This window comes from Erwinia sp. S38, from assembly GCF_016624545.1.
GTDB classification, from domain to species: domain Bacteria; phylum Pseudomonadota; class Gammaproteobacteria; order Enterobacterales; family Enterobacteriaceae; genus Erwinia; species Erwinia coffeiphila.
In genome coordinates this window covers 51,100-64,242 of record NZ_JACVTS010000025.1, presented here as the reverse complement: position 1 = coordinate 64,242, position 13,143 = coordinate 51,100, and the positions used below count along the sequence as shown (strand labels likewise).

13 protein-coding genes are annotated in these 13,143 nt (G+C 49.9%); 5 read left to right on the top strand and 8 right to left on the bottom strand.

Going from position 1 to position 13,143, the window contains the following annotated elements:
* Positions 1–4: 4 nt before the first annotated feature.
* Genes spoT through gmk form a run of 3 tightly spaced genes read right to left on the bottom strand, consistent with a single transcriptional unit; the run spans position 5 to position 3,094 of the window.
* Positions 5–2,122, bottom strand: coding sequence for a bifunctional GTP diphosphokinase/guanosine-3',5'-bis pyrophosphate 3'-pyrophosphohydrolase (gene spoT / locus IBT46_RS22675; protein ID WP_200547503.1), 2,118 nt, complete (start codon positions 2,120–2,122; stop codon positions 5–7).
* 19 nt (positions 2,123–2,141) lie between these two features.
* A complete protein-coding gene (rpoZ, locus tag IBT46_RS22670) occupies positions 2,142–2,417 on the bottom strand; it encodes a DNA-directed RNA polymerase subunit omega (protein WP_105594422.1) in 276 nt (91 codons plus the stop codon).
* A 53-nt stretch (positions 2,418–2,470) separates the two neighbouring features.
* Positions 2,471–3,094, bottom strand: coding sequence for a guanylate kinase (gene gmk, locus IBT46_RS22665; protein WP_200547502.1), 624 nt, complete (start codon positions 3,092–3,094; stop codon positions 2,471–2,473).
* Positions 3,095–3,353: 259 nt separating this feature from the next.
* On the opposite strand from gmk, the gene ligB reads away from it, so the two are divergent.
* The gene (gene ligB / locus IBT46_RS22660) at positions 3,354–5,030 is read left to right on the top strand and encodes an NAD-dependent DNA ligase LigB (RefSeq protein WP_200547501.1); all 1,677 of its coding nucleotides are present in this window, start codon (positions 3,354–3,356) and stop codon (positions 5,028–5,030) included.
* 11 nt (positions 5,031–5,041) lie between these two features.
* Here the strand turns inward: ligB and IBT46_RS22655 are convergent, their stop codons facing one another.
* Positions 5,042–5,659, bottom strand: a complete 618-nt coding sequence (locus IBT46_RS22655) for a trimeric intracellular cation channel family protein (protein ID WP_200547500.1) — start codon at positions 5,657–5,659, stop codon at positions 5,042–5,044.
* Positions 5,660–6,427: 768 nt separating this feature from the next.
* On the opposite strand from IBT46_RS22655, the gene IBT46_RS22650 reads away from it, so the two are divergent.
* Entirely contained in the window at positions 6,428–7,072 is a 645-nt protein-coding gene (locus tag IBT46_RS22650) for a response regulator transcription factor (protein ID WP_200547499.1), read from the top strand.
* Between the two features lie 482 nt (positions 7,073–7,554).
* Here the strand turns inward: IBT46_RS22650 and IBT46_RS22645 are convergent, their stop codons facing one another.
* Positions 7,555–7,893: a zinc ribbon domain-containing protein YjdM gene (locus IBT46_RS22645; RefSeq protein ID WP_200547498.1), complete on the bottom strand. Its 339-nt coding sequence runs from the start codon at positions 7,891–7,893 to the stop codon at positions 7,555–7,557.
* Positions 7,894–8,055: 162 nt separating this feature from the next.
* Positions 8,056–8,919, bottom strand: coding sequence for a YicC/YloC family endoribonuclease (locus tag IBT46_RS22640; protein WP_200547497.1), 864 nt, complete (start codon positions 8,917–8,919; stop codon positions 8,056–8,058).
* Positions 8,920–9,102: 183 nt separating this feature from the next.
* Here IBT46_RS22640 and IBT46_RS22635 point away from each other — a divergent pair, with 183 nt between their 5' ends.
* Positions 9,103–9,534: a DUF3574 domain-containing protein gene (locus tag IBT46_RS22635; protein ID WP_200547496.1), complete on the top strand. Its 432-nt coding sequence runs from the start codon at positions 9,103–9,105 to the stop codon at positions 9,532–9,534.
* 50 nt (positions 9,535–9,584) lie between these two features.
* On the opposite strand, the gene IBT46_RS22630 is transcribed toward IBT46_RS22635, so the two are convergent.
* A complete protein-coding gene (locus tag IBT46_RS22630) occupies positions 9,585–10,769 on the bottom strand; it encodes a NupC/NupG family nucleoside CNT transporter (protein WP_200547495.1) in 1,185 nt (394 codons plus the stop codon).
* 213 nt (positions 10,770–10,982) lie between these two features.
* On the opposite strand from IBT46_RS22630, the gene rph reads away from it, so the two are divergent.
* Complete coding sequence (gene rph, locus IBT46_RS22625; RefSeq protein WP_200547494.1) at positions 10,983–11,699, top strand: ribonuclease PH; 717 nt, start codon at positions 10,983–10,985, stop codon at positions 11,697–11,699.
* A gap of 58 nt (positions 11,700–11,757) precedes the next feature.
* Entirely contained in the window at positions 11,758–12,399 is a 642-nt protein-coding gene (pyrE, locus tag IBT46_RS22620) for an orotate phosphoribosyltransferase (protein WP_105594431.1), read from the top strand.
* A 62-nt stretch (positions 12,400–12,461) separates the two neighbouring features.
* On the opposite strand, the gene slmA is transcribed toward pyrE, so the two are convergent.
* Positions 12,462–13,058 carry a nucleoid occlusion factor SlmA gene (gene slmA, locus IBT46_RS22615; protein WP_105594432.1) on the bottom strand — a complete coding sequence of 199 codons (597 nt, stop codon included), beginning with the start codon at positions 13,056–13,058 and terminating at the stop codon, positions 12,462–12,464.
* Positions 13,059–13,143: the final 85 nt, after the last annotated feature.

The window sequence follows — 13,143 nt, the reverse complement described above, 5'->3', positions numbered from 1 at the left end:
GTCCTCAGTTGCGGTTACGATGCACCTTGATGACATCCGGCATTACGCGGATTTTACGCATAATGTTAGCCAGATGAACACGATCGCGTGCCGTCAAACGGATAAAGGCGCTGTATACACGGCCATCTTTTTCTTCGGTATTCAGACTCTGAATATTAGAGCCCGCGGTGTTAATTGCCGCAGTCAGATTGGCCAGTGCACCCTGGTGGTTAAACATATCCACTTTGATTTCGGCAACAAATTCCTGCTCGGTAACCTTGTCCCACTCAACAGCCATGAATTTCTCAGGCTCTTTCTGATAACCGCGGATATTTCGGCAGGATTCATGGTGTACCACTAATCCTTTACCCGGGCTAACGTGGGCGACGATTGGGTCACCAGGAATCGGACGGCAGCATTTGGCGAAGGTAATCAGTACGCCGTCAGCACCTTTAATCGGCAGCTTGCTGCGCGAAGGTGAGGACGCTGGCGTTTCAGCCGGAGCAGCGTCGCTGTGCTGCAGATTTTTCGCTACGACCACGCTCATTGCGTTACCGAGGCCGATTTCCGCCAGCAGATCGTCAAGCGTGGCGAGCTTCATACGCTCAAGCTCGTGCTGGACATTGGCTTCAGGTATTTCGGCCAGCTTGCGGCTGCCGCCAAGAGCATGGTTAAGCAGACGTCGGCCCAGGCTGACGGAATCATCGCGCTTCAGGTTTTTCAGCAGCTGACGAATTTTGGCGCGCGCTTTTGAGCTGACGACAAAGTTCAGCCATGCCGCATTCGGACGAGCGCCCGGTGCGGTAATAATTTCTACCGTCTGTCCGCTGGTCAGCGATTGCGACAGCGGGTAAGGCTGGCGATCGACGCGAGCACCGACGCAGGCATGGCCGATATCCGTGTGCACCGCATAGGCGAAATCGACCGGCGTTGCTCCGGCGGGAAGCTCAACGATGCGGCCTTCCGGGGTGAAGACGTAAATCTCGTCCGGGAACAGGTCGGATTTTACGCTTTCAATAAATTCAAATGAACTACCGGCACTTTGCTGCAGTTCCAGCAGGCTTTGCAGCCAGCGCTGGGCGCGAATTTGTGCGGTGGTGCTGCTTTCGCCCTGTTCTTTATAAGCCCAGTGCGCCGCCACCCCCATCTCTGCCATCTGATCCATATCTTCGGTACGGATCTGTACTTCCACCGGCACACCGTGCGGGCCGATCATGGAGGTATGCAGCGATTGATAGCCGTTAGCTTTGGGAATAGCGATGTAGTCTTTTACCCGCCCCGGACGTGGCTTATACAGACTGTGCATCTGGCCCAAAACGCGGTAACAGGTATCCATATCGTGCACAATGACCCGAAAAGCGTAGATATCCATAATCGAATGGAAGCGCTGTTCTTTCAGGTGCATTTTGCAATAGATGGAATAGAGGTGCTTCTCGCGACCGCTTACGCGGCAGGGTATACCGGCTTCCTGCAGGCGACCGTCAATTTCGGAGAGGATCTTCTGAATCATCTCTTTACGGTTGCCGCGCGCGGCCTTCACCACTTCTTTGATCACCCGATAGCGATTCGGATACAGAGCTTCGAAGCCCAGCTCTTCCAGCTCGGTTTTAAGATGGTGAATACCCAGACGGTGCGCCAGAGGGCTGTAAATTTCCAGCGTTTCAAGAGCGATACGCCGGCGTTTGTCCGGACGTAAAGAACCCAGCGTGCGCATATTATGCGTACGGTCGGCCAGCTTGATGAGAATGACGCGGATATCCTGCACCATCGCCATGATCATTTTGCGGAAGTTCTCCGCCTGCGCTTCTTTCTTGTCGCGGAATTTCAGCTTATCAAGTTTGGATACGCCTTCGACCAGCTCAGCAACGCTTTTGCCGAAAAGCTGTTCCATATCCTGATAGGTAGCGGGGGTGTCTTCGATAACATCGTGCAGCAGCGCAGCCATGAGCGTTTCATGGTCGAGCTTCATCTCTGCCAGGATGCAGGCAACGGCGACAGGGTGAGTAATATAGGGTTCACCGCTGGAGCGTGTCTGTCCCTCGTGAGCATCACGTGCGACAAGATAAGCTTGCTTGAGGCGCTTTATCTGCTCCTCAGGCAAGTATTTTTCAATCAGTTGATTGAGGCTTTCAAACAGATACAAGGCGAGCCTTCAGATCCGATTAACGACGACCTTCAGCGATAGCGGTAACAGCCTGAATTTCAGCGGCTTCCTGCTCTTGCTGTTCCTGACGATCGCGCACGTCAAGGATTTGATTAGTGATCAGACCCTCTTCGATTTCGCGCAGTGCGATAACGGTAGATTTATCGTTTTCTTCTGGAACCAGTGGATCTTTACCACCAACCTGCATCTGACGTGCGCGACGTGCTGCCACCAGAACCAGGTCAAAACGGTTACCAATTTTTTCTACTGCGTCCTGTACGGTTACGCGTGCCATAAGTGTGATACTCCACGGGTGAAGAAATGACTGGGCATCATACTGAGTTGTCCTCAGTCTGCCAATAGTTTGCTAATTAAAGCATCGTGGCGGGCTTTTTGACGGCCCATGCGCAGACGCTCGGCGCGAATGATTGTTTTCAGATCGGACAGAGCCAGATCGAAATCATCATTCACAATTAAATAATCGTATTCGGCATAGTGGCTCATTTCGGCCACGGCCTGCTCCATACGTTTGGTAATCACCTCTTCACTGTCCTGTCCCCGCCCACGCAGGCGGCGGTCCAGCTCATCTTTTGACGGTGGCAATACGAAGATGCTGCGCGAGGCCGGCATTTTCTGACGGATCTGCTTCGCGCCCTGCCAGTCAATATCAAGAAAAACATCAACACCGGTAGCCAGAACCTGCTCAATGGCTTTGCGGGATGTTCCGTAATAATTACCGAAAACCTCCGCATGTTCGAGAAACGCATCGTCACTAATCATGGAACGAAATTCGTCATGGTTGACGAAATAATAGTGCTCACCATGATTTTCACCGGGCCGCATACCGCGAGTGGTATGTGAAATAGAGACCTGAGTGTCGTACAACGGTTGCGTTTTTAACAGTGCCTGAATCAGGCTGGATTTACCCGCGCCGCTAGGGGCGGAAACAATATAAAGCGTGCCTTGAGCCATGATTATTCTTGATATGCCAATAAAGCGGAGTCTACTTCCTGCACAGTATACACATGTGCAGCCCTTCATGCAGCGTTTCGGCTGAGTAATGCGCCATTTTATCCGAAAACGGATAGCATCACGCAAAATTTTGCCTTGAAGCCCGGCGTTGCAGCATTAGTTTCAGCACCTGTTTCCAGAACCTTTTTTCGCAGCTCGCCAGTCTGCCTTTGATGCGTTTTACTGCAGCCTGTCGGTGGTTCTGATAAGAGAGGCTGGGATGCGATTTCTGATTTTGGTGATTGGATTACTAAGTACAATTGCACAGGCACAGTGTCCGGTTTGGACTCCTGCACGGCAAATCAGTGAAATGGCCGCGCTGGAAAATCAGCTTAAACAATGGGATGACGCTTATCATCGTCAGGGAGTGAGTTTAGTCACTGATGAACGTTATGACGCTTTACAGTTAAGGATGCAGAGTTGGCAACGCTGCTTTCAGCCCGATAGCGGTTTGCGCCAGCCCCAGTTAACCACGAATGGAAAAGCCCTTCATCCCGTTGCTCATGTCGGGGTGAAAAAGCTCAGGGATAAATTAGCACTGGTCGATTGGATGGGAGCCCGGCACGATTTATGGGTACAGCCAAAAATAGACGGTGTTGCCATTACGCTGGTCTATCAGAATGGCAAATTGCATCAAGCGATCAGTCGGGGCGATGGGCTGCGTGGTGAAGACTGGACGGAAAAAGCCCGGCGTATAGCTGCTATACCGCAATCCATACCGTTCCGCGAGGCACAAACCGTTTTCCAGGGTGAGCTGTATTTGTTGATGACCGGGCATCAACAGGCATTGCATGGGGGAAAGAATGCGCGTTCGAAGGTTGCCGGTGCCCTGATGGCAAAACAACCCACCGATGAACTGCGTAATATTGGATTGTTTATCTGGGCCTGGCCGAATGGCCCGAGCAATATGATGCAGCGTCTTGAGGGCATTCGCGATGCGGGCTTTCCAGATGTCAGCACCTGGACCCGGCAGGTTGAGGATGCTGATGCTGTGCAAATGTGGCGTAAGCGCTGGTTTGAAACATCATTACCTTTTGTGACTGACGGCGTCGTGGTGCACAGCGAGCCGGGAGTTCAGGGCAGTAGCTGGATGCCCGATCTGGGTAGTTGGGCAGTAGCCTGGAAATATCCACCGCCAGAAGTGAGTACTGAGGTACAAGCTGTGAGATTCACCATCGGGCGAAGTGGAAAAATCAGCGTGATTTTAGACCTCGAACCCGTACAACTTGATGATAAGCGGGTGAGCCGGGTTAGCATTGGTTCTCTATCTCGCTGGCGCGAAAAAGACATCGTTGCTGGCGATCAGGTGAGTATTAGCCTGGCTGGGCAGGGAATACCTCGACTCAATGAGGTCGCCTGGCGCGTAAGCAAGCGCGATTATCCATCCCCACCGGATGAGCAACGTTACACTATGCTCAGCTGTTTCCAACTGACCGCAGATTGCAATGAACAGTTTCTGGCTCGTCTTGAATGGCTTGGTGGTAAACAGGCACTTAACTTTAAGGGGCTGGGCCGCAGCGGCTGGCAGCGACTGATTCAGACAGGCAGCATGAATCATCTTTTTTCATGGATGACGCTGACCGAGGAGAGGTTACAAGCGTCGGTTGGAATGAGCCAGCATATGGCGCATTTTTTCTGGCAGCAGTTTCAGCTTAGCCGTCAGCAGCCTTTTAAACGCTGGGTCAGAGCACTGGGCGTTCCGATACCTGAATCGGCATTACGGACGCTAGTGGATGACAGCTGGGAGGTACTCCTGTCACGAACGGTGAAGCAGTGGCAGCAGCTCCCGGGTATTGGCGTGGGTCTGGCACGTCAGATTAGTGATTTTCTTCATCATCGTGACGTGCAGGAGATGATAGCCTGGTTGATGCAACCCGAACTGCGAATACTGCCCTGAGAGCGAGAGCTTCAGTGGTCACCGTGCGGATAATTGAAAACGGGTAAACCCAGTTTGAAACGCAGTGCCAGCAGGCGTGCTATAAATCCACAAATCAGGGTGATAATGACGACTGTTTCCATGGCCAGTGCTGTTTTTAACAACAGGATATAAACCCATCCGGAGGCAAATGCGATCCCCGCATAGAGCTCTTTTTGAAAAACAAGTGGAATACGATTGCAAAACATATCGCGCAGAACGCCACCAAAGACTCCGGTGACGACAGCGCTGATAGCGGCAATGATGCCAGCATATCCCATGTCCAGTGCAACCTGTGCCCCCAGAATTGAAAAAACGACCAGGCCCAGCGCATCAAGTACGAGAAAAACCTTACGTAAATGCGGCATGAGGGGGGCGGCCAGCGTCGTGATAACCGCCGCAGCGGCGACGATCATGATGTACTCAGGGTGTTTTACCCATCCCAGGGGATAGTGGCCAAGCAGCATGTCCCGCACCGATCCTCCACCAATCGCCGTGACTGAGGCGATAATGATAACGCCGAACATGTCCATTTTACGGCGGCCCGCAGCAAGTGCTCCGGTCATGGCTTCGGCAGTAATGCCGATAATGTAAAGTACGGTGAGTAACATAGTCTGCTCCTGGATAGAGGCCGCAAGCCTAAGGGGTTATGCAGCTTTCGGCGACTGAATTTTTCTCAGGGAGAGACCAATGTATTAGTTTTAATAATTGCCTGAGTAATTTTAATGACGGGTTGCGTGTTAAGTTGTTGAATTATTTATTTTTAAATTTTGTTTTGTTTCTTTTTCCTGCCAGTATGCATTAATAAAAATTATTCTGAATTTCATGGTGTGTGACGTTGAGTGCGTACGGCACTGTGTTGAATTTTCCTCGTACTGACCAGTGTAGAAGATTCATGACATATATACACGAACGCGTTATTCGAATTGGTAAAGGGTTGCGATAATTATTGATTTAAGTCGACAATCGCAAAATTCCATTATTAGTTTTTCGTTTTTTCATGGCTATTTTTTTTGACCTTTCTGGCTGTGTTGGGTAGAAAAATGTATACTCCTGAATTAATCTCATTAGGATATTCTTCTGCGGTTAAATTAGTTCTTAAGAGGTAGTCTATGCATTGATGTAATTAGTAGGTAAAGTGATTTTATGCGTTGCACTGCTACCATGGAATTATCTGGTATGCGTTTGATATGTTTTGAGGGCCCTAACCTAAAACAATTTTGTTATGATTCAGTAAATGCTCAGTTATGGCTTTTTGCTCAACGCCGTACGGTGTTAATACATGGATCTACTACAAGTTGCAGTCTGAATGACGATAAAACGTTAACTTGTTATCGAATCATAGGGGACATTATGATGATATTTTATCGGGAGGGAGTATGCATAATAGATACACAGTAACCATATCTGATGATCATCCACATATTTTGTATTCGCTGAAGATGCTTTTTTCTGGCAATGATAAATTTCTTATCACGAATGAGGCTGTCTGTGGTAAAGACTTGTTATCTGCCTTGTCTGCCAGGCCAACAGATATCGTTATTACTGACTTCTCTTTGGGGTCGGATCGTTCGACAATTGATGGTTTTACTAAGTTAAGAGCTCTGCACGGTCGTTTTCCTGATGTGAAAATTGTTTTACTGACTTCGCAAAAAAATACGGCAATTTTAAGAAAGGCGAGTGATTATGGTGTCAAAGCCGTAGTAAGTAAGTGCGATAGTGTGGAAGAAACCGTGTTGGCTTGTCATCATGTTATTAGCCAGCAAGAGTGCTATTACTCATCATCTTTCAACTATCTGAAAGTATCCTCCAGCAAAGGCAGTGAGCGGGGTAGCACACTGACACCTAAAGAGCTGGAAGTCGTCCGGTTGTTTTCATCGGGCTATTCGCTTGCAGAAATTGCACAGCGCCAGAATCGGACAATCAGCACGATTTCGACTCAAAAGTATAACGCGATGCGTCGCCTGGGCGTTTCATCAAACATTGAATTAATCCGTTATGCTTATGCGCAAGGACTGATCTGAACTAATTATATCCGGAAAATTTCTGTTTTTCTGGAAACTCACTTTATCAATAATAACATATTTGATTTTTTGTTTTTGAGAGTCAGTGTTGTATTGCTCTTTGTTATTTCTCAACAATGTGTCTGGGTTATTTTAACGATTTATTTAGTATAAGTACGGTTCATTAGTTGCAAAAATTAATGTGGCAAGTTCCATCCCTACAGAGATGATGGTCACTTTTATCTGAAAGTATTAAGGCGATAAAATGAGATGAATTTGATGGGTTTGGCATTGGTGATAAATTGCCAAAAGATGCTTGTTTCATAAAAAGAGTTGATAAAATTCTTATCGGAAAGGAATCGTTATTTAATAATGGAATAGTTTTTGTATAAAACAGTATGATTGCAAATTATTATTGCAATATTACTGTGTTTTTTTAATTTTTCAGAAAAAACACGCATTAATACGAACAGGCCAGTAGCCTGAATGGCTACTGGCAACGATCAGCTCTTTTTAACGAATTCAGATTTCAACTTCATTGGTCCAAAGCCGTCAATTTTACAATCAATATTATGATCGCCTTCTACCAGACGGATACTTTTCACTTTGGTGCCAATTTTTAGCGGTGTTGAACTTCCTTTCACTTTCAGGTCCTTAATGATCGTCACGCTGTCGCCATCTGCCAGTAAATTACCATTGGCATCTTTAACGATAAGCCCCTCATCCGCACCACTGTCAGCACCATCAGCCCAGACATGACCGCATTCCGGGCAGTTAAGCATGTCTCCATCCTGCCAGCTGTATTCAGAGTGGCACTTAGGGCAGGGAGGTAAAGTTTGCATGGTTGAGCCTCAAATAAATCCATATTAAAAGAAGGGTGATAGTTTACCCTCTGAAGCATCTTCTTCCTACCATAAAAAAAACGCTATAAGCAGGCTTATAGCGTTAGGGTGTTGATTGAAGGTTCTCTGCTCTCTCAACCAGGAGAAATTGATGCAGAAAAGCTACTCAATGTTCTGAATCTGCTCGCGCATCTGCTCAATCAGCACCTTAAGCTCAATGGCCGATGCGGTGATTTCAGCATTAATCGATTTGGAGCCTAGTGTATTGGATTCACGGTTGAATTCCTGCATCATAAAGTCCAGACGGCGGCCAATTGCCTCTTTTTTCTTCAGGATGTTATAGGTTTCCTTCACGTGCGCTTCCAGGCGATCCAGCTCTTCGGCAACATCCACGCGCTGTGCCAGCATCACCAGTTCCTGCTCCAGACGGTTGTTTTCCAGCTGAACCTGCGCGTCTTCCAGACGGGCTACCAGGCGCTCGCGCTGCCATTTAAGAACATCTGGCATATGAGTGCGAACTTTGCTGACTTCTGAACTGACGCCTTCCAGACGCTGCTCAATAAGTGCCTTCAGTGCAGCACCTTCGACCTCACGAGCAGCAATAAAGTCGTCAATGGCACCATCGAGCAGAATTAATAGCTGTGCTGAGATGGCATCCAGATCCTGCTCTTCAGCCGACATCACTCCGGGCCAGCGCAGAATATCTACCGGGTTAATTTCACCCTCATCGCTTTGCATTTTGACCCAGTTAGCCGCTTGTACCAGTTGGATCGCCAGCTTTTCATTCAGTACCAGTGCACTCTGCGTACTGGGATCGGCGTCGAAACGCAGATTCACTTCCACTTTACCGCGAGTCAGCCGATTGCGGATGCGTTCGCGAATAGCCGGTTCCAGCCCGCGGAATTGCTCTGGCAGACGGATATACGTTTCAAGATAGCGCTGGTTTACGGAACGCAGCTCCCAGGCGGCGCTGCCCCAATCACCTTTGGTTTCGCGGCGGGCGTAGGCGGTCATACTGCGGATCATTTTGCGTACTCGCTTAAGAGAAAGATGCCGGAAGTATAACGGCGCAGGCGCTGGCTTAACAGGTATTCAGTCAAAAGTCGGAGCAACGGCTGACGTTTTATCAACCAGAGATTAATATGTTAAGAATAATCCGGCCTGAGTGCCGGGCCACTCGATCGCCATCGTTATTTACCAGGAGAGTTCATGTCTGCTCGTTTATTTTATTCTTCTTTTTTACTCTTAGCGCTCACGGGATGCAGTGTGGCAGGCAAGGTGACGAGCACAGCGGCACCGACACCGACATGTGCGACCGGTGAGGCGATGCAGCAGACAACGCTCTATTTTGGCCTGAACAGGCCGCACGGGCAGGCGATTACTGAGGCTGAATGGCAGACGTTTGTTGATAAGGATGTTACACCGCGCTTTAAAGATGGCCTGACGGTATTTAACGCGAAAGGACAGTGGCTGGGCAACGACGGAAAGCTCGCGCGTGAAGACAGCAAAGCGCTGATGCTGATTCATGCAACGGATCGGAGCAGTGAGCAGGGGATTGAAGCGTTGAGGGCGATTTACAAGCAGCGTTTTGCTCAGGATTCGGTTATGCGGGTTGATACACCGGCCTGCGTGGCTTTCTGACCGAGGTTAACTTATCCAGCAGCCCGGTACCGCAGTACCGGGCTAAATGTTTACAACACCAGCCCGGCGAAGGCGGCGGAAAGTAAACTGACCAGCGTGGAGCCATAGATCAGCTTCAGGCCGAAGCGTGATACCACATTCCCCTGCTGCTCGTTAAGTCCCTTGATGGCACCTGCCACAATGCCGATGGAGGCAAAGTTAGCAAACGAAACCAGGAAGACGGACAGTATCCCCAACCCGCGCGGTGACAGTTCCGCTGCGATTTTTTTCAGTTCAATCATCGCGACAAACTCGTTGGTCACCAGCTTAGTGGCCATAATACTGGCGGCTTTCAGGGCATCGGCCGGTGGAATACCGATCAGCCAGGCAAACGGCCAGAAAATATAGCCAAGGATCTGCTGGAAGCTGATACCGAATACCGCAGCAAACAGTGCATTAACCGCTGTGATTAGGGCAATAAATCCAATCAGCATGGCCAGGATAATCATCGCGACTTTAAAACCTGCGAGGATGTACTCGCCAAGCATCTCAAAGAAGCTCTGGTCTTCGTGCAGTTTTTCCAGCCGAATCTCGGGTTCATCACCCACCGGCGTCGGGTTAATAATCGACAGGATGATAAAGGTGCTAAACATGTTAAGCACCAGTGCGGCTACTACATAGCGCGGTTCAATCATCGACATGTAGGCACCGACAACCGACAGTGAAACGGTAGACATCGCGGCTGCGGCCATTGAGTAGAGGCGCCGCTCCGAAATCTCTGCCAGGATACCCTTATAGGCGATAAAGTTCTCTGACTGACCAAGGATTAAGGTACTGACGGCGTTGAATGACTCCAGCTTACCCATACCGTTGATTTTAGACAGCACGGTACCAACAAACCGGATCAGCAGCGGCAGGATCTTCAGGTGCTGTAAAATACCGATTAGCGCAGAGATAAAGACGATTGGGCACAGTACGCCCAGGAAGATAAAAGCCAGCCCCTGGGAGCTCATGTTGCCAAACACAAAGTCGGTACCCTGTGCGGCATATTTCAACAGCACCTCGAAGAAGCCGGACACAGCACTCACTACGCTTAGTCCACCGGATGCGTTCAGGAAGAACCAGGCCAAAGCGCCTTCAATTACGACCAGCTGTAACAGTACGCGTGGACTAATTTTCTTTCGGTCGGAACTGAATAGCAGCGCCAGGCAGAAGATAATGGCCAGGGCCAGAATAAAATGTAAAACAGCAGTCATACGGACGGTCCCGCGTGAAGAGTCAATAAAGAGGGGCATTTAGCCATATCTCGATTATTTTTACATCCTGTTCCCGATTATCTTGCTGTTTTAAACGTTGATTATCTGCCAGTTGCATAACAGCGCGCGGATGAAGCTGCCTTAGATAGGCATTCACCAGTGAAATCCGTATAATGCGCAGCCAATTATAATTAGCTAGCCGGAGAACATACTATGCGTCCATCAGGCCGTAGCGCACATCAGGTGCGCCCCGTAACCCTGACCCGTCATTACACCAAACATGCAGAAGGCTCTGTGCTGGTTGAATTCGGTGATACCAAAGTACTGTGTACTGCAACGATTGAAGAGGGCGTTCCTCGTTTCCTGAAAGGTCAGGGGCAGGGATGGGTGACGGCTGAATACGGCATGCTGCCTCGCGCCACCCATAGCCGTAACGCCCGCGAAGCGGCGAAAGGTAAACAGGGTGGCCGCACGCTGGAGATCCAGCGCCTGATCGCTCGCTCCCTGCGCGCCGCGCTGGATCTGAAAGCGCTGGGCGAATTTACCATCACCCTGGACTGCGACGTATTACAGGCCGACGGCGGTACGCGCACCGCATCCATCACTGGTGCCTGCGTGGCATTGGCCGATGCACTGAATCATCTTGTTGCGACTGGCAAGCTGAAGGCCAATCCAATGAAAGGCATGGTTGCTGCCATTTCCGTTGGCATCGTAAACGGCGAAGCGCTGTGCGATCTGGAATATGTTGAAGATTCCGCTGCCGAAACGGATATGAACGTGGTGATGACCGAAGACGGTCGTATGATTGAAGTACAGGGGACAGCAGAGGGCGAACCCTTCAGCCACGATGAGCTGCTCAAACTGCTTGAGCTGGCCCGGGGCGGCATTGACACACTGGTACAGGCGCAGAAAGCAGCGCTGAGTATCTGATTTTTCCAGGCGACCCAAGAGTCGCCTTTTTTTTGCCTGAATATTGAGGAATGACAACATGAAAGCCTGGCAGCGCCAATTTATCGAATTCGCCATCAACAAGCAGGTGCTGAAGTTTGGTGAGTTCACGCTGAAGTCAGGGCGTAAAAGCCCGTACTTCTTTAACGCAGGTCTGTTCAACACCGGTCGCGATCTGGCCCTGTTGGGCCGTTTCTATGCGCAGGCTCTGGTAGATTCAGGCATTGATTTCGATCTGTTGTTCGGTCCGGCCTACAAAGGTATCCCGATTGCTACCACCACTGCCGTTGCACTGGCCGATCATCACGATCGCGATGTGCCGTACTGCTTTAACCGAAAAGAGGCCAAAACTCACGGTGAAGGCGGCACGCTGGTTGGCAGCCCGCTGCAGGGTAAGGTGATGCTGGTGGATGATGTGATTACCGCCGGTACGGCGATCCGTGAGTCTATGGAGATCATTGCGGCGAACGAGGCGAGCCTGGCTGGTGTACTGATTTCCCTCGATCGTCAGGAACGCGGACGCGGCGCCATTTCGGCTATCCAGGAAGTGGAGCGGGATTACGGCTGTAAGGTGATTTCGATTATCACGCTGAAAGAGTTAATCAGCTATCTGGAAGAGAAACCTGAGCTTGCCGACCACCTGGCGGCAGTTCGCGCCTACCGTAGCGAATACGGTATCTGAAACATCGGCTGACCTGAAAAGTCGATATGGGCTGGCCTCATTGCTGGGCCAGTCCACGTCGGTTATACCAGCTGCATTGCGAACAGCGGCCAGCGAACTTCAAATTCCGCTGTCGGACGATAGCGAAACTCTGAACGAACAAAACGCGAAAGCAGCCCTTCGCAAAAAGCCAGCAGCTGGCTGGCCAACAGCGTTTCATCCGTAGCGAACCCTTCGCCTTCACGCATTTTCTTTTCGCGCATCACCTGGCGAATTTGTACTTCAATACGCTCAAACAGCTGGTTGATACGCCCCTGCAGACGATCCTGTTCAAACATCAGCGCATGGCCGGTCAAAATTCGCGTTAAACCCGGATTACGCTCACCAAAGCCCAGAATCAACTGCGTGATAAGACGCAAACGCGGCAGCGTTTCTTTTTCGTCTTTCAAAATCAGATTGATGCGCGTAATCAGGCTGTCTTCGATAAATTCGATCAGGCTGTCAAACATCTTGGTCTTGCTGGGAAAATGACGGTAGAGCGCAGCTTCAGATACGCCAACGCTTGCTGCCAGTTTTGCGGTCGTTATCCGCTGGCTGCCATCACTTGATTCCAGCATCTGCGCCAGTGCCTGCAGGATTTCCTCGCGACGATTCCTTTTCGCACTCTTTTTTTCAACCATGTCTTAAAAGACCCCTGAAAAGATCACCATAAATGGGCACGAGCCCACGCAACGTCCGTGAGCCTGATGGCTCACGGCGAAAAAA